The sequence below is a fragment of the Kitasatospora sp. NPDC036755 genome (genome assembly GCF_040636595.1).
In the GTDB taxonomy this organism is placed as follows: domain Bacteria; phylum Actinomycetota; class Actinomycetes; order Streptomycetales; family Streptomycetaceae; genus Kitasatospora.
On sequence record NZ_JBEZUT010000029.1, the window covers coordinates 1 to 16,445 of the forward strand.

The window sequence follows — 16,445 nt, forward strand, 5'->3', positions numbered from 1 at the left end:
GTCGTCGACGTCTTCGTGCCCAGTGCCCCGCCGGTGCGGCAGGGCAGTGACGTCGACCCGCGACCGGGTCAACCCCGCGCTCGCCCTGCTGCCGCAGGAGCGGGACGAGGCGGGCGTCACCACCCTGCTGTGGGAGCGCCGCCGCCCGCTCCACCCCGAGCGGCTGCACCGGGCGCTGGAACTGCTCGTCCCGGCGGCCCAGCGCAGCCGCGGCCGGTTCTGGCTCGCCAACCGGCCGGACCTCCTGCTGGCCTGGGACGCCGCCGGGGCCAACCTCGCGGTCGAGGAGTGCGGGCCCTGGCTGACCTCCCTGCCCGACGCGGCCTGGGAGCTCTACCCGCCCGCCCGCCGGGCCGCCGCCGCCCTCGACTGGCACCCGCTGCACGGCGACCGGGTGCAGCAGCTCAGCTTCACCGCCGAGGGACTGGACGTCGACGGCCTCACCGAACTGCTCGACTCCTGCCTGCTCACCGACGCCGAACTCGCCGCCGGCGAATCCGGCTGGAAGGCCCTGCCGGACGCCTTCCACGACCTGCTCGACCCCGTCCACCGAGAAGCCGGCCCACCCCGCGCGGGCGACCCGCCCCGCCGCGGTCCCGGCCCGACCACCACCACCCGATGAGGAGCCCACGATGGCCGTACCCAAGCGCAGGACCTCCCGCAGCAACACCCGGCACCGCCGCGCCCAGTGGCGGGCCACGCCCCCGAAGCTGGTCCCGATCACGCTGAACGGCCGGGAGATGCTCGTCCCGCAGAGCCTCGTCCCGGCCTACCGGCGGGGCCTGCTCGACCCGGACGAGCGGTGAGGGAGCCGCCGAGGGGCCCCGGCCCCTCGGCGGCCGCCTCGGCGGGGAGCGGGCGGCACGGCGTGGGACGCGGGGCGACGGCGCGGTCGCGCGGGGGGCGCGCAGGAAGCACCGGGGGTTCTGTCGGGGGTGCTCGGCGGGCGCTTCGGGCCGGGGGTTCGTAGGCTCGACGCATGGCGGATGCGTACGCGGGGCGGCGGGAGCGGGTGAGGGAGCACTGCAGCGCGGCCGGGGCCGATGCGGCGCTGATCACCGGCGCGGCGAACGTGCGGTACCTGACGGGCTGCGCGCCCTGCGGGGCGAGCCTGCTGCTGACCAGGGAGCGGGCGCTGCTCGCGCTGCCGGACGACCTGCCGCCGGACGACTCCGGGGAGCACCTGATCGCCCCGGACATCGCCCGGCTGCCGGTGGCGTCCGGTTCGGACACCGCGCTGGCCGCCGCGACGGTCGCGGCCGCGTCCGGGGTGTCGGACCTGGCGGTGGAGGAGCACGACCTGACCGTCAGCCGGCACCGGGCGGTGGGGGGCCTGGCCGAGGGCGCCCGGCTGGTGGACCTCGGCCGGACGGTCGAGCGGCTGCGGGTGGTCAAGGACGAGCACGAGATCGCCGACCTGCGGATCGCCGCCGAGATCGCCGACCAGGCGCTCGGCGAGCTGCTGGAGTCGATCCTGGTCGGCCGCACCGAGCGGCACCTGGCGATGGAGCTGGAGCGCCGGATGATCGACCACGGCGCCGACCGGGCCGCCTTCCCGGTGTCGGTCGGCACCGGCAGCCACTCCGGCCAGGCCGCCCACCAGCCGACCGACCGCCGGGTGGAGGAGGGCGACTTCCTGACCGTGGTGATGGGCGCCCAGTACCGCGGCTACGGCGTCTCCACCGCCCGCACCTTCGTGATCGGCGCCGCCCCGGCGCCCTGGCAGGTGGAGCTGCACCGGCTGGTCTTCCGGGCCCAGCGGGCCGGCCGGGAGGCGCTCGGACCGGGGGTGGAGCAGTGCGTGCCCGACCGGGCCGCCCGGCAGGTCCTGGAGGCGGCCGGCCACACCGAGGCCTCCCCGCACCCGGTGGGCCACGGCATCGGGCTGGAGATCCGGGAGGCGCCGCGCCTCGGTCCGTCGGACATGGGTAAACTGGACAGCCGCGTGCCGGTCACCGTCGGCCCAGGGGTCCACCTCCCGGGCAAGGGCGGGGTCCGGATCGAGGACACGCTCGTCGTGCGCCCCCTTGAGGAGGGCGGGCCCGAGCTGCTCACCATCACCACCAAGGAGCTCCTCGCCCTGTGACCGCGGCCCCCGGCCGTGGGCGGCAGGACGCACCCCTTGGTTCCTTGACAGCTATATCCAGGAGTAAGTGCGCCCGTGGCTTCCACGAACGATCTCAAGAACGGCATGGTCCTCAAGCTCGATGGCGGCAAGCTCTGGTCCGTCGTCGAGTTCCAGCACGTCAAGCCCGGCAAGGGCCCGGCCTTCGTGCGTACCAAGCTCAAGGAGGTCCTGACGGGCAAGGTCGTCGACAAGACCTTCAACGCCGGCACCAAGGTCGAGACCGCCAACGTCGACAAGCGCGGCATGCAGTTCTCGTACAAGGACGGCGAGAACTTCGTGTTCATGGACATGGACACCTACGACCAGCTGACGGTCGAGCCGGCCGTCGTCGGCGACGCCGCCAAGTACCTGCTGGAGGGCTTCGAGGCCCTGGTCGCCACCAACGAGGGCGCCGTCCTCTACATCGAGCTCCCGGCCGCCGTCGAGCTGACCATCGCCCACACCGAGCCGGGCGTCCAGGGCGACCGCTCGACCGGTGGCTCCAAGCCGGCCACCCTGGAGACCGGCGCCGAGATCGCCGTCCCGCTCTTCGTCGTCACCGGCGAGAAGGTCAAGGTCGACACCCGCGACGGCAGCTACCTCGGCCGGGTGAAGTAAGTCCGTGTCGGCCGCACGCAGCAAGGCCCGTACCCGGGCCTTCCAGATCCTCTTCGAGGCCGACCACCGCGGGGTCGACCCGCAGCAGGTCCTCGCCGACTGGGTGGCCCGCGCCCGTGAGGCCAAGCCCGACGAGGGCACCCCGCAGGTCGGTGAGTACACCATGGAGCTCATCGAGGGTTACGTCCAGCACGCCCGTCGCATCGACGACCTGATCGAGCAGTACGCCGTGGGCTGGACCCTCGACCGGATGCCGATCGTGGACCGCAACGTCCTGCGGCTCGGTGCGTACGAGCTGATCTGGGAGGACGGCGTCCCGGACGCCGTCGTCCTGGACGAGTCCGTCGAGATCGCCAAGGAGTTCTCCACGGACGACTCCCCGGCCTTCGTCAACGGCATGCTCGCCCGCTTCCTGGAGCTGAAGCCGGGCATCCGCCGGTAACGGCGACCTCGTGAACGGCCGTCGGAACCCGAACAGGGTTCCGGCGGCCGTTCCGCGTTTCCCCCGGTCGGCGTAGGGTGGGGGCCTACTTGTCAGTAACTTGACGTCCGGAAGCACGCTGAAGGGCAGGCCCCCCACATGACCACGGCGATCCGCAGCGAGTTCGACCAGGGCATCGCCCTGACCAGGCACCCCGAGGAGGCCGGCCGCTACGAGGCCGAGCTCGGCGCCGGCTGGCAGATCGGTGGCGGGGTGAACGGCGGACTGCTGCTCGCGGTGGCCGGACACGCGCTGTCGCTGGAGCACGGCACCCACCCGGACCCGGTGTCCATCAGCGGTTACTACCTGTCCGCCTCCACGCCCGGCCCGGCCACCGTCCGCACCGAGGTGCTGCGCACCGGCCGCGGACTGTCCACCGGCACCGCCTCGCTCAGCCAGGACGGCGTCGAACGGCTGCGCGTGGTGGCCAGCCACGGCGACCTCGCCACCGCCGAGGGCGAGGTGCGCACCAGCGCCCGCCCGCCGCAGCTGCCGCCGCCGGACCAGTGCATCGGCGTCGAGCACGCCCCCAAGGAGCTGATCGACCAGGCCGCCCTGCTGGAGCGGTTCGACCTGCGGCTGGACCCGGCCACCGTCGGCTGGGCGCTCGGGCAGCCCTCCGGCCAGGGGCGGATCCAGGGCTGGTTCCGGCTCGCCGACGGCCGCGAGCCCGACCCGCTGCTGCTCCTGCTGGTCGCCGACGCGCTGCCGCCGGTCACCTTCGACCTCGGCCTGCCGGGCTGGGCCCCCACCATCGAGCTGACCGTCCACCTGCGCGCCAGGCCCGTGCCCGGCTGGCTCCGGGTCACCCACGCGACCCGCAACCTGGCCGGCGGTTACTTCGAGGAGGACGCGGAGGTCTGGGACGAGTCGGGCCGCCTGGTCGCGCAGTCCCGCCAGCTCGCCCGGGCGCCCCGGTAGGCCGGAGTGCCGCAGCCCCGGACGGTCCGGAGCACCGCTCCCGGGGGCCCGGATTACCGGTGGTTACATTCCTGTGACACGCCGTACGTGTGCGACGCGCGCGGATGGGGAGGAAGAGGGTCAGCGGCGAGCCCGCCGCTGACCCTCGACCCACCGCCGACGTCGAAGCCAGGAGCCACCGATGAGTCATTTGGGGCGCGCCCGCCGTAACTCCGACTGCACCGCCGGCGGCTCGCGGCCCGCCGTGCGGGCGTCGCACCGCCCACAGCGGGCCGCGGGTGCCGAACAGGCTTTTGTCATCGGGGTGCTGACCAACGCCGCGGACTTCGCGCGGGCCCGGGCGTGGGGGATCTCCGACGCCCCCGACCACGAGCGCTACCTGGCCGACATCGCGGACCTGCTGGCCGAGGCGCTGGAGCGGTTCGACACCGTCCGGGCCCGGATGTTCCACCCGCAGGACTTCGAGGAGTTCTGCGTGCTGCACGGGCTGGACCCGGCCGAGCCCGCCGCCCGCGACCGCTACCTGACCAACCCGGCCCTGCAGACCCAGCTGCTCGTCTATCAGGGCGAGGAGCTGGCCGGGGACTTCGTGCCGCGCCTGGTGCGCGCCCGGGAGAACGGGCTGACGCTCTGCCACGCCGACCTGCTGCTCGACGGGGGCCTGTACGGGGGCGCGGGCGCGCCCGATGAGGAGCACGCCGCCTGGGTGCGCGCCGCCTACCAGCGCGGGGGCGAGGTGTTCCGGCGGATGCTGGTCGGCGCGGGCGCCGGCGTGTACGAGCTGCGCCTGCGGGTGGACGCGCCCGGCGGGACGCTGACCGCGGCGGCGCGGGTGCTCCAGTGGGAGGACGGCGTGGTCCGGATCAACGACGAGGACCTGGAGCTGCTCTGCGCGGTGCTCTGCGCCGGGCTGGCCCTGGAGCTGCCGGGCGTCGCGGTGCTGCACGGTTCGCAGGGCTCGGCGGCCTCCTGCGGGGAGTACCTGCCGGCCTCCTGGGCCTGGTCGAGCGGCGGGCAGGACTGGGCCCCGGCCGACCGGCCGGTGCGGCTGGACGGTGTGGCGGCGCAGCCCGGCTACAGCCTGGACACGGTCTGCTGAGACCGGCGCCGCCCGGGACGGCCTGTTCGACACCGCGGCGCGGCCCCCGCTCTGGGGAGCCGCGCCGTGACGTTTCTGCTTGCCGGCACTGGTCGTGCTGGTGCCGGGTCGTGCCTGGATCCGCTGGCGGGAGCCGGTGCGGTGAGCCTCAGCTCGCGTCCTCCTCGCGCACCGCACGGCGCGCGTCGGGGTTCAGCACGCCCCAGGAGATCAGCTGCTCGGTGAGGATCGACGGCGACTGGTCGTAGATGACGGCCAGGGTGCGCAGGTCGTCCTGGCGGATCGACAGCACCTTGCCGTTGTAGTCGCCGCGCTGGCTCTGGATGGTCGCCGCGTAGCGCTGCAGCGGGCCGGCCTTCTCGGACGGGACCTGGGTCAGTCTCTCCAGGTCGAGGACCAGGCGCGGCGGCGGCTCGGCCGCACCGCCGGGCGTGCCGCCGGGCAGCAGTTCCTGCACCGGGACGCCGTAGAACTCCGCCAGCTCGGCCAGACGCTGCACGGTGACCGCACGGTCACCACGCTCGTACGAGCCGACGACGACTGCCTTCCATCGCCCCTGGGACTTCTCCTCGACACCGTGCAGGGAGAGACCCTGCTGAGTGCGGATCGCTCGGAGCTTGCCTCCGAGTTGCTTCGCGTAGTCGCTGGACATTGATCTCCCCGGACGAGATTGCTTCGCGTTCAGTGGTGGGTCACGGGCGATTGCCGACGTCGTTACCGGTGGGTCCGACGTCCGTCTCGTAACTCACTGTGAGGTTACGTAGAGTAAGGTAGTTGCGTCAAGCCGAATGGGGCAGTCGTGCGAATGGCCCGCATCGTCGGCGCGTCCGGAGTGTTAACCCCGGGAAGCGGAATGATGGCCGTCTGTTTACTGTCCGGCGCACTGCTACGATGGCTCGAAGCCCGCGCCCGGTCGGCGGGGGCCATCCCAGACATCCTTTAAGGCCCGTCCCGTGAGGCGGGGAAGGAGGTCCGCTTCGGCATGACCACACACCATGAACCGACGCCCCGGGCACCTCACCAGGTGCTGGACGGCACGGACATCGCCCGGGTCGTCACCCGGATAGCGCACGAGATCGTCGAGCGCGCCAAGGGCGCGGAGGACGTCGTGCTGCTCGGCATCCACACCAGGGGCGTCCACCTCGCCCGCCGCCTACACGGCCGGCTGGCCCAGATCACCGGGCGCGAGATCCCGCTGGGCACCCTGGACATCACCATGTACCGGGACGACCTGCGGCTGAAGCCCGCCCGCGCCCTGGAGCACACCGAGATCCCGGCCGGCGGCATCGACGGCAAGCTCGTCATCCTCGTCGACGACGTGCTCTTCTCCGGCCGCACCATCCGCGCCGCGCTCGACGCGCTGAACGACATCGGCCGCCCGCGCGCCGTGCAGCTCGCCGTCCTGGTCGACCGGGGCCACCGCGAGCTGCCGATCCGCGCCGACTACGTGGGCAAGAACCTCCCCACCTCGCTGCGCGAGGCCGTGCAGGTGCGCCTGTCCGACAGCGACGGAGTGGACGCCGTCCTGGTCGGCGACCGCGACTACACCGCCCGCAGCTCGCAGGCCCTGGCCCCCCAGCCTTCCGAACCGCACCTCCCGGAGTAACCCGCGTGAAGCGCCACCTCGTCTCCGCCGCCGATCTCAGCCGCGACGACGCGCTGCTGATCCTGGACACCGCCGAGGAGCTGGCCCAGCTCTCCGGCCGGGCCGTCAAGAAGCTGCCCACGCTGCGCGGCCGCACCGTCGTCAACCTCTTCTTCGAGGACTCCACCCGGACGAAGACCTCCTTCGAGGTCGCCGAGAAGCGCCTCTCGGCCGACGTCATCAACTTCTCCGCCAAGGGCTCCTCGGTCTCCAAGGGCGAGAGCCTCAAGGACACCGCGCTGACCCTCCAGGCGATGGGCGCCGACGCGGTGGTCATCCGCCACCACGCCTCCGGCGCGCCGGCCCGGCTGGCCCAGTCCGACTGGCTGCACGGCAGTGTGATCAACGCCGGTGACGGCACCCACGAGCACCCCACCCAGGCGCTGCTCGACGCCTTCACCATGCGCCGCCACCTCAACCCCGGCAGCGGCAACGACCTGGCCGGGCGCCGGGTGACCATCGTCGGCGACGTCCTGCACAGCCGGGTCGCCCGCTCCAACGTCCACCTGCTGAACACCCTCGGCGCGCAGGTCACCTTCGTCGCCCCGCCCACGCTGCTGCCGATCGGGGTCGAGAACTGGCCCTGCGAGATCAGCTACAGCCTGGACGAGGTCCTGCCCAAGACGGACGCGCTGATGATGCTGCGGGTGCAGCGCGAGCGGATGAACGCCGCGTTCTTCCCGACCGAGCGCGAGTACAGCCGCCGCTACGGCATGAACGGCCGCCGGATGGCCCAGCTGCCGGACCGGGCGATCGTGATGCACCCCGGCCCGATGGTCCGCGGCATGGAGATCACCGCCGAGGTCGCCGACTCGCCGCGCTGCACCGCCATCGAGCAGGTCGCCAACGGCGTCTCCGTCCGGATGGCCGTCCTCTACCTGCTGCTCGGCGGCGCCGTCTTCGCCGACGCCCCCGCCGACGCCCCCCGTACCGACTCCGTGGAGACCGCTCAGTGACCAGCTACCTGATCCGCAACGCCAAGATCCTGGGCGGCGCCCCGCAGGACCTCCACCTCGCCGACGGTGTGGTCAAGGAGATCGGGACCGGCCTGACGGTCGAGGCGGACATCGAGATCGACGCCACCGGGCTGATCGCACTGCCCGGCCTGGTCGACCTGCACACCCACCTGCGCGAGCCCGGCCGCGAGGACGCCGAGACCGTGCTCACCGGCACCCGGGCCGCCGCGATGGGCGGCTTCACCGCCGTGCACGCGATGGCCAACACCACCCCGGTGGCCGACACCGCCGGCGTGGTCGAGCAGGTCTGGCGGCTCGGCCAGGAGGCCGGCTACTGCGACGTGCAGCCGGTCGGCGCCGTCACCGTCGGCCTGGAGGGCAAGAAGCTCGCCGAGCTCGGCGCGATGCACGAGTCCGCCGCGAACGTCCGGGTCTTCTCCGACGACGGCAAGTGCGTGGACGACGCGGTGCTGATGCGCCGCGCCCTGGAGTACGTCAAGGCCTTCGACGGCGTCGTCGCCCAGCACGCCCAGGAGCCCCGGCTGACCGAGGGCGCCCAGATGAACGAGGGCCAGGTCTCCGGCGAGCTCGGGCTCGGCGGCTGGCCGGCCGTCGCCGAGGAGTCGATCATCGCCCGCGACGTGCTGCTCGCCGCGCACGTCGGCTCCCGGCTGCACGTCTGCCACCTCTCCACGGCCGGCTCGGTCGAGATCGTCCGCTGGGCCAAGTCCAAGGGCTGGGACGTCACCGCCGAGGTGACCCCGCACCACCTGCTGCTCACCGACGAGATGGTCCGCACCTACGACCCGGTGTACAAGGTGAACCCGCCGCTGCGCACCGCCGAGGACGTCCGGGCACTGCGCGAGGCGCTGGCCGACGGCACCATCGACGCCGTCGCCACCGACCACGCCCCGCACCCGGACGAGGACAAGGACTGCGAGTGGGCCGTGGCCGCGATGGGCATGGTCGGCCTGGAGACCGCCCTGTCGGTCGTCCAGCAGACCATGGTCGACACCGGCCTGCTGAACTGGGAGGGCGTCGCGGACCGGATGTCGCACCGCCCGGCCCGGATCGGACGTCTCGCCGGCCAGGGCCGGCCGATCTCGGTGGGTGAGCCCGCCAACCTGGTGCTGTTCGATCCCGCGTACCGTGGAGCCGTGAACCCGGACAGCTTCGCCACCCGCAGCCGCAACACCCCCTACAAGGGCCTGGACCTGCCCGGACGGGTGCACGCCACCTTCCTGCGGGGCCGCGCCACCGTCCTGGCCGGCGAGCTCGCCGAGCAGGACGGCGACCGGTGATGGACGGCGCCACGCTCGCCCAGGAGCAGGCGAAGGTCACCGACTGGCCCGGCTACATCGGCTGGTCCGTCGGACTGCTGATCGTGATCGGCCTCGTCTACTGGCTGATGCGCCAGGGCTGGAACTGGCGGCGCACCCTGCAGTCCGGCATCCCGCCGCTGCCGGCCGTGCCGGCCCGCGCCGGGCGCACCCTCCTGGAGACCAGCGGCCGGTACCACGGCACGACCACCGCCGGGAACTGGCTCGACCGGGTCGTCGCCCACGGCCTGGGCACCCGCAGCCGCGTCGACCTCACCCTCGGCGAGGACGGCCTGCTGGTGCAGCGCCCCGGCGACGTCGACTTCTGGATCCCGGCCGCGCACCTGACCGGCGCCCGGACGGACTCCGGGATCGCCGGCAAGGTCGTCCCCTCCGGACTGCTCGTCGTCAGCTGGACGCACGAGGGAACGGAGCTGGACTCCGGCTTCCGGGCCGACCACCCCGATGAGCACGCCGCCTGGGTCGAGGCGATCGCTCAGCTCGCAACACGTACGAAGACGAAGACGGAAGAGGCCGCGCAATGACCGCACCTGCCCCCACCACGCAGCGCCAACGGCGGGAACGAGTGCCTGCCGTGCTCGTCCTGGAGGACGGCCGGACCTTCCGCGGACAGGCCTACGGCGCCACCGGCGAGACCTTCGGCGAGGCGGTCTTCAACACCGGCATGTCCGGCTACCAGGAGACCCTCACCGACCCGTCGTACCACCGCCAGGTGGTCGTGATGACCGCCCCGCAGATCGGCAACACCGGCTGGAACGACGAGGACGACGAGTCCCAGCGGATCTGGGTCGCCGGCTACGTCGTCCGCGACCCCGCCCGGATCGCCTCCAACTGGCGCTCGCGGCGCTCGCTCGACGAGGCACTGGTCGACCAGGGCATCGTCGGGATCAGCGGCATCGACACCCGCGCGCTGACCCGCCACCTGCGCGAGCGCGGCGCGATGCGCTGCGGCATCTTCTCCGGCGAGGCGCTGGCCGACCCGGCCGCCCTGCTCGCCCGGGTGCAGGAGTCGCCCGAGATGAAGGGCGCCGACCTGTGCGCCGAGGTCGCCACGACCGAGCCGTACGTCGTCCCCGCGATCGGTGAGAAGCGCTTCACCGTCGCCGCGCTGGACCTCGGCATCAAGGCGATGACCCCGCAGCGGATGGCCGAGCGCGGCATCGAGGTGCACGTGCTGCCGGCGAACTCCACCCTGGAGGACGTCTACGCCGTCAACCCCGACGGCGTCTTCTTCTCCAACGGCCCGGGCGACCCGGCCACCGCCGACCACCAGGTCGCCGTGGCGCGGGGCGTGCTGGAGCGGAAGACCCCGTTCTTCGGGATCTGCTTCGGCAACCAGATCCTCGGCCGCGCCCTGGGCTTCGGCACCTACAAGCTCAAGTACGGCCACCGCGGCATCAACCAGCCGGTGCAGGACCGCACCACCGGCAAGGTCGAGGTGACCGCCCACAACCACGGCTTCGCCGTGAACGCCCCGCTGGACAAGGCGAGCGACACCCCCTTCGGGCGGGTCGAGGTCTCCCACGTCTGCCTCAACGACGACGTGGTCGAGGGCCTCCAGGCACTCGACGTCCCCGCCTTCAGCGTGCAGTACCACCCCGAAGCGGCCGCCGGTCCGCACGACGCCGCCTACCTGTTCGACCGCTTCGTGAAGCTCATGGAGGGCCAGCGTGCCTAAGCGCACTGACATCAAGTCCGTCCTGGTGATCGGCTCCGGCCCGATCGTGATCGGCCAGGCCGCCGAGTTCGACTACTCGGGTACGCAGGCCTGCCGGGTCCTCAAGTCCGAGGGCCTGCGGGTCGTGCTGGTGAACTCCAACCCGGCCACGATCATGACCGACCCGGAGATCGCCGACGCCACCTACGTCGAACCGATCACCCCGGAGTTCGTCGAGAAGATCATCGCCAAGGAGCGCCCCGACGCGCTGCTGCCGACCCTGGGCGGCCAGACCGCGCTCAACACCGCGATCTCGCTGCACGCGGCCGGCACGCTGGAGAAGTACGGCGTCGAGCTGATCGGCGCCGACGTCGAGGCGATCAACAAGGGCGAGGACCGCGAGCTCTTCAAGGGCGTCGTCGAGGCCGTCAACGCCGAGATCGGCCACGGCGAGTCCGCCCGCTCGGTCATCTGCCACACCATGGACGAGGTGCTGGCCGGGGTCGACACCCTCGGCGGCTACCCGGTCGTCGTGCGCCCCTCCTTCACCATGGGCGGCGCCGGCTCCGGCTTCGCCCACAACGAGGAGGACCTGCGCCGCATCGCCGGCCAGGGCCTGACCCTCTCGCCGACCACCGAGGTGCTCCTGGAGGAGTCCATCCTCGGCTGGAAGGAGTACGAGCTGGAGCTGATGCGCGACAAGAACGACAACGTCGTGGTCGTCTGCTCCATCGAGAACTTCGACCCGATGGGCGTGCACACCGGTGACTCGATCACCGTCGCCCCGGCGATGACCCTCACCGACCGCGAGTACCAGATCCTGCGCGACATCGGCATCGCCGTGATCCGCGAGGTCGGCGTCGACACCGGCGGCTGCAACATCCAGTTCGCCGTCAACCCCGTGGACGGCCGGGTCATCGTCATCGAGATGAACCCGCGCGTCTCCCGCTCCTCGGCGCTCGCCTCCAAGGCCACCGGCTTCCCGATCGCCAAGATCGCCGCCAAGCTGGCCGTCGGCTACACCCTGGACGAGATCCCCAACGACATCACCGAGGAGACCCCGGCCTCCTTCGAGCCGAGCCTCGACTACGTCGTCGTCAAGGTGCCGCGGTTCGCGTTCGAGAAGTTCCCGAGCGCCGACGCGACGCTGACCACCACCATGAAGTCCGTCGGCGAGGCCATGGCCCTGGGCCGCAACTTCCCCGAGGCGCTCCAGAAGGCCCTGCGCTCGCTGGAGAAGAAGGGCTCCCAGTTCGGCTGGACCGGCCCCGTCGGGGACAAGGCGGAGCTGCTGGCCAAGGCGGTCGTGCCGACCGACGGCCGGATCAACACCGTCATGGAGGCCATCCGGGCCGGCGCCACCCCGGAGGAGGTGTTCGAGGCCACCAGGATCGACCCGTGGTTCGTCGACCAGCTCTTCCTGCTGGACGAGATCGCCGGCGAGCTGGCCGAGGCCGACGAGCTCACCCCCGAGCTGCTGCGCCACGCCAAGCGGCACGGCTTCTCCGACCAGCAGATCGGCGAGATCCGCGGCCTGAAGCCGGACGTCGTCCGCGAGGTGCGCCACGCCCTCGGCATCCGCCCGGTGTTCAAGACCGTCGACACCTGCGCCGCCGAGTTCGCCGCCAAGACCCCGTACTTCTACTCGTCCTACGACGAGGAGAACGAGGTCGCCCCGCGCACCAAGCCCGCCGTGATCATCCTGGGCTCCGGCCCGAACCGCATCGGCCAGGGCATCGAGTTCGACTACTCCTGCGTGCACGCCTCCTTCGCGCTCGCCGACGCCGGGTACGAGACCGTCATGGTCAACTGCAACCCGGAGACCGTCTCCACCGACTACGACACCTCCGACCGGCTCTACTTCGAGCCGCTCACCCTGGAGGACGTGCTGGAGATCGTCCACGCCGAGCAGCAGGCCGGCCCGCTCGCCGGCGTGATCGTCCAGCTCGGCGGCCAGACCCCGCTCGGCCTGGCCCAGGCGCTCAAGGACAACGGCGTGCCGATCGTCGGCACCCAGCCCGAGGCGATCGACCTCGCCGAGGAGCGCGGCGCCTTCGGCCGCGTCCTGCGCGACGCCGGACTGCCGGCCCCCAAGCACGGCACCGCCTTCTCCTTCGAGGACGCCAAGGCGATCGCCGACGAGATCGGCTACCCCGTCCTCGCCCGCCCGTCCTACGTGCTCGGCGGCCGCGGCATGGAGATCGTCTACGACGAGGCCTCGCTCGCCTCCTACCTGGAGCGGCACGCCGGTCTGATCTCCGAGCACCCGGTGCTCATCGACCGCTTCCTGGACGACGCGGTGGAGATCGACGTCGACGCGCTCTACGACGGCACCGAGCTCTACCTCGGCGGCGTCATGGAGCACATCGAGGAGGCCGGCATCCACTCCGGCGACTCGGCCTGCGCGCTGCCCCCGATCACCCTCGGCGGCTTCGACATCAAGCGCCTGCGCACCTCCACCGAGGCCATCGCGCGCGGTGTCGGCGTCCGCGGACTGATCAACATCCAGTTCGCCATGGCCGGGGACATCCTCTACGTGCTGGAGGCCAACCCCCGCGCCTCCCGGACCGTCCCGTTCACCTCCAAGGCGACCGCCGTGCCGCTGGCCAAGGCCGCCGCCCGGATCTCGCTCGGCGCCACCATCGCCGAGCTGCGCGCCGAGGGCCTGCTCCCGGCCGAGGGCGACGGCGGCACGCTGCCCGCCGACGCGCCGATCGCGGTCAAGGAGGCCGTGATGCCGTGGAGCCGCTTCCGCGACATCCACGGCCGCGGGGTGGACACCGTGCTCGGCCCGGAGATGCGCTCGACCGGTGAGGTCATGGGCATCGACAAGGTGTTCGGCACCGCCTACGCCAAGGCGCAGTCCGGCGCGTACGGCGCGCTGCCGACCAAGGGCAAGGTCTTCGTCTCGGTGGCCAACCGCGACAAGCGCAACCTGGTCTTCCCGGCCCGGGCGCTGGTCAACCTCGGCTTCGAGGTGCTCGCCACCGCCGGCACCGCCGAGGTGCTCCACCGCGGCGGCATCCCGTCCACGCTGGTGCGCAAGCACAGCGAGGGCGAGGGCCCGAACGGCGAGCGGACCATCGTCCAGCTGATCCACGACGGTGAGGTCGACCTCATCATCAACACGCCGTACGGCACCGGTGGCCGCCTCGACGGCTACGAGATCCGCACCGCGGCCGTGGCCCGCGCGGTGCCCTGCCTGACCACCGTCCAGGCGATGGGCGCGGCCGTGCAGGGCATGGACGCGCTGCTGCGCGACGAGGTCGGGGTGATGTCGCTCCAGGAGCACGCCGAGCTGATCAACGCCGGCCGCAAGTAGCACCACCGCAGTGGGGGGCACCGGAACCGCTGGGTGCCCCCCACTGCCGTGCCCGCCCACCCGTCGCCCGCCGCCGCCCTTCTTCTCTTCCGACGGGCTGCGCCCGCGCCCCTACTCTCTCCGCTCCGGGAGTTGAACCACCCTTGTACAAGCTTCTGTTCGACCTGGTCTTCAAGAAGATGGACCCCGAGAAGGCCCACCACCTGGCCTTCTTCTGGATCCGCCTCGGCTCCTCGGTGCCCGGACTGCGCACCCTGGTGCGGCTGGTGCTCGCCCCGCGCGACCGGGCCCTGCGCACCCGCGCCCTCGGCCTCGACCTGCCGGGCCCGTTCGGCCTGGCGGCCGGATTCGACAAGAACGGCGTCGGCATCGACGGCCTGTCGATGCTCGGCTTCGACTACGTCGAGATCGGCACCATCACCGGCGAGCCCCAGCCCGGCAACCCGGCGCCCCGGCTGTTCCGCCTGGTCGAGGACCGCGCGCTGATCAACCGGATGGGCTTCAACAACCAGGGCTCGGCCCGGGTCGCGGCCCGGCTGGCCGCCCGCCCGCACACCAGCTCCACCCCGGTGGTCGGCGTCAACATCGGCAAGACCAAGGTGGTCGAGGAGGCCGACGCCGTCGCCGACTACGTGAAGTCCACCGAGCGGCTGGCCAAGTACGCCGACTACCTGGTGGTCAACGTCAGCTCGCCGAACACCCCCGGGCTGCGCAACCTCCAGGCCGTGGACCACCTGCGGCCGCTGCTCGCCGCCGTCCGCGAGGCCGCCGACCGCACCACCGCGCACCACGTGCCGCTGCTGGTCAAGATCGCCCCCGACCTGGCCGACGAGGACGTCGACGCGGTCGCCGACCTCGCCCTGGAGCTGGGCCTGGACGGCATCATCGCCACCAACACCACGATCGGCCGCGAGGGCCTGCGCACCGACGCCGGGCGGGTCGAGGAGATCGGCATGGGCGGCCTGTCCGGCGCCCCGCTCAAGGCCCGCGCCCTGGAGGTGCTCCAGCGGCTGCGCGCCCGCACCGAGGGCCGGCTCACCCTGGTCTCGGTCGGCGGCATCGAGACCGCCGAGGACGCCTGGCAGCGGATCGTCCACGGCGCCGACCTGGTCCAGGGCTACAGCGCGTTCATCTACGAGGGCCCGTTCTGGTGCCGCCGGATCCACAAGGGCCTGTCCGCCAAGGTCCGCGCGGGCGGCTTCCGCAGCCTGGCCGACGCCGTCGGCAGCGCCGTGCGCAGCTCCTGAAACCCCCACCACCTCCGGAAAGAGACGACATGACCCTCGCCCCGTTCGGCACCCGGCTGCGCCAGGCCCTCGACACCCGCGGCCAGCTCTGCGTCGGCATCGACCCGCACGCGTCCCTGCTCGCCGCCTGGGGGCTCGGCGACGACCTCGCCGGTCTGGAGACCTTCAGCCGCACCGTGGTCGAGGCGCTGGCCGACCGGGTGGCCGTGCTCAAGCCGCAGGCCGCCTTCTTCGAGCGCTTCGGCAGCAAGGGCGTCGCGGTGCTGGAGAAGACCGTCGAGGAGGCCCGGGCGGCCGGCGCGCTGGTCCTGATGGACGCCAAGCGCGGCGACATCGGCTCCACCATGGCCGCGTACGCCGAGGCCTTCCTGTCGCCGGGCAGCCCGCTGTTCTCGGACGCGGTGACGGTCAGCCCGTACCTGGGCTTCGGCTCGCTGCGCCCGGCCCTGGACCTGGCCCGGGAGCAGGGCTGCGGCGTGTTCGCGCTGGCGCTCACCTCCAACCCGGAGGGCGCCGAGGTGCAGCGCGCGGTGGGCGCGGACGGCGAGCCGGTCGCGGCCTCGGTGCTGCGGCAGCTGGCGGCCGAGAACGAGGGCGCCGCGCCGCTGGGCTCCTTCGGCGCGGTGGTCGGCGCGACGCTGGCCGACGCGGGCGTGGAACTGGCCATCAACGGCCCGCTGCTGGCCCCCGGGATCGGCGCCCAGGGCGCGACCATGGCGGACCTGCCGCGGGTGTTCGGCGCCGCGGTGATCAACGTGGTGCCGAGCGTCAGCCGGGACGTGCTCAAGCACGGCCCGTCGGTGCCGGCGCTGCGCGGTGCCGCGGAGCGCTTCGTCGGCGAGTTCGCGGACGCCGTCAAGTAGCGGAACGAGTTCTTCCGGTAGCCGCGCGGTGACCCTGCGGAGTGTCCGCAGCACCGCGCGGTGGCCGGGGAGTTGACGTGAGCGCCGTCACATCGGCGCCGCCAAAGCCTCGCAATCGCGGTCATTTTGCCCTGGAAAGTCCTGGTCGGCCTTGGCTGACCAGGACTTTTCGTGTTCTTTTCCTGACGT

General features: G+C 72.4%; 15 protein-coding genes and 1 pseudogene. 15 read left to right on the forward strand and 1 reads right to left on the reverse strand.

The window, feature by feature from the left end:
• Positions 1-70: 70 nt before the first annotated feature.
• The 7 genes and pseudogenes from AB0E96_RS06940 to AB0E96_RS06970 form a co-directional block, all read left to right on the forward strand.
• A pseudogene (locus tag AB0E96_RS06940) lies at positions 71-622 on the forward strand (GTP-binding protein); the annotation flags it as partial.
• Positions 623-632: 10 nt separating this feature from the next.
• Positions 633-806: a 50S ribosomal protein L32 gene (rpmF, locus tag AB0E96_RS06945; RefSeq protein ID WP_359819503.1), complete on the forward strand. Its 174-nt coding sequence runs from the start codon at positions 633-635 to the stop codon at positions 804-806.
• Between the two features lie 173 nt (positions 807-979).
• Positions 980-2,086, forward strand: coding sequence for an aminopeptidase P family protein (locus AB0E96_RS06950; RefSeq protein WP_359819505.1), 1,107 nt, complete (start codon positions 980-982; stop codon positions 2,084-2,086).
• A gap of 75 nt (positions 2,087-2,161) precedes the next feature.
• Complete coding sequence (gene efp / locus AB0E96_RS06955; protein WP_359819507.1) at positions 2,162-2,725, forward strand: elongation factor P; 564 nt, start codon at positions 2,162-2,164, stop codon at positions 2,723-2,725.
• A 4-nt stretch (positions 2,726-2,729) separates the two neighbouring features.
• Positions 2,730-3,167, forward strand: a complete 438-nt coding sequence (gene nusB / locus AB0E96_RS06960) for a transcription antitermination factor NusB (RefSeq protein WP_359819509.1) — start codon at positions 2,730-2,732, stop codon at positions 3,165-3,167.
• 138 nt (positions 3,168-3,305) lie between these two features.
• Complete coding sequence (locus AB0E96_RS06965; RefSeq protein ID WP_359819510.1) at positions 3,306-4,127, forward strand: thioesterase family protein; 822 nt, start codon at positions 3,306-3,308, stop codon at positions 4,125-4,127.
• Between the two features lie 181 nt (positions 4,128-4,308).
• Positions 4,309-5,226, forward strand: coding sequence for a hypothetical protein (locus tag AB0E96_RS06970; RefSeq protein WP_359819513.1), 918 nt, complete (start codon positions 4,309-4,311; stop codon positions 5,224-5,226).
• Positions 5,227-5,374: 148 nt separating this feature from the next.
• Here the strand turns inward: AB0E96_RS06970 and AB0E96_RS06975 are convergent, their stop codons facing one another.
• On the reverse strand, positions 5,375-5,878 hold the full coding sequence (locus AB0E96_RS06975) for a transcriptional regulator (protein WP_030056198.1): 504 nt from the start codon (positions 5,876-5,878) through the stop codon (positions 5,375-5,377).
• Positions 5,879-6,208: 330 nt separating this feature from the next.
• Between AB0E96_RS06975 and pyrR the strand changes: the two genes are divergently transcribed.
• From pyrR to pyrF, 8 genes are all read left to right on the forward strand, one after another.
• On the forward strand, positions 6,209-6,832 hold the full coding sequence (gene pyrR / locus AB0E96_RS06980; protein WP_359819516.1) for a bifunctional pyr operon transcriptional regulator/uracil phosphoribosyltransferase PyrR: 624 nt from the start codon (positions 6,209-6,211) through the stop codon (positions 6,830-6,832).
• A gap of 5 nt (positions 6,833-6,837) precedes the next feature.
• A complete protein-coding gene (locus AB0E96_RS06985) occupies positions 6,838-7,827 on the forward strand; it encodes an aspartate carbamoyltransferase catalytic subunit (protein ID WP_359819518.1) in 990 nt (329 codons plus the stop codon).
• A complete protein-coding gene (locus AB0E96_RS06990) occupies positions 7,824-9,128 on the forward strand; it encodes a dihydroorotase (RefSeq protein WP_359819521.1) in 1,305 nt (434 codons plus the stop codon). The genes AB0E96_RS06985 and AB0E96_RS06990 overlap by 4 nt, the downstream gene beginning before the upstream one ends.
• Positions 9,128-9,691, forward strand: a complete 564-nt coding sequence (locus AB0E96_RS06995; protein WP_359819524.1) for a hypothetical protein — start codon at positions 9,128-9,130, stop codon at positions 9,689-9,691. The genes AB0E96_RS06990 and AB0E96_RS06995 overlap by 1 nt, the downstream gene beginning before the upstream one ends.
• Positions 9,688-10,845 (forward strand): glutamine-hydrolyzing carbamoyl-phosphate synthase small subunit, encoded by a 1,158-nt coding sequence (gene carA, locus AB0E96_RS07000; RefSeq protein WP_359819527.1) that lies wholly within the window; start codon positions 9,688-9,690, stop codon positions 10,843-10,845. The genes AB0E96_RS06995 and carA overlap by 4 nt, the downstream gene beginning before the upstream one ends.
• Positions 10,838-14,146 (forward strand): carbamoyl-phosphate synthase large subunit, encoded by a 3,309-nt coding sequence (gene carB / locus AB0E96_RS07005; RefSeq protein WP_359819530.1) that lies wholly within the window; start codon positions 10,838-10,840, stop codon positions 14,144-14,146. The genes carA and carB overlap by 8 nt, the downstream gene beginning before the upstream one ends.
• A 143-nt stretch (positions 14,147-14,289) precedes the next feature.
• On the forward strand, positions 14,290-15,393 hold the full coding sequence (locus tag AB0E96_RS07010; protein WP_359819533.1) for a quinone-dependent dihydroorotate dehydrogenase: 1,104 nt from the start codon (positions 14,290-14,292) through the stop codon (positions 15,391-15,393).
• A gap of 29 nt (positions 15,394-15,422) precedes the next feature.
• Positions 15,423-16,256, forward strand: a complete 834-nt coding sequence (gene pyrF, locus AB0E96_RS07015) for an orotidine-5'-phosphate decarboxylase (protein WP_359819535.1) — start codon at positions 15,423-15,425, stop codon at positions 16,254-16,256.
• Positions 16,257-16,445 lie beyond the last annotated feature (189 nt).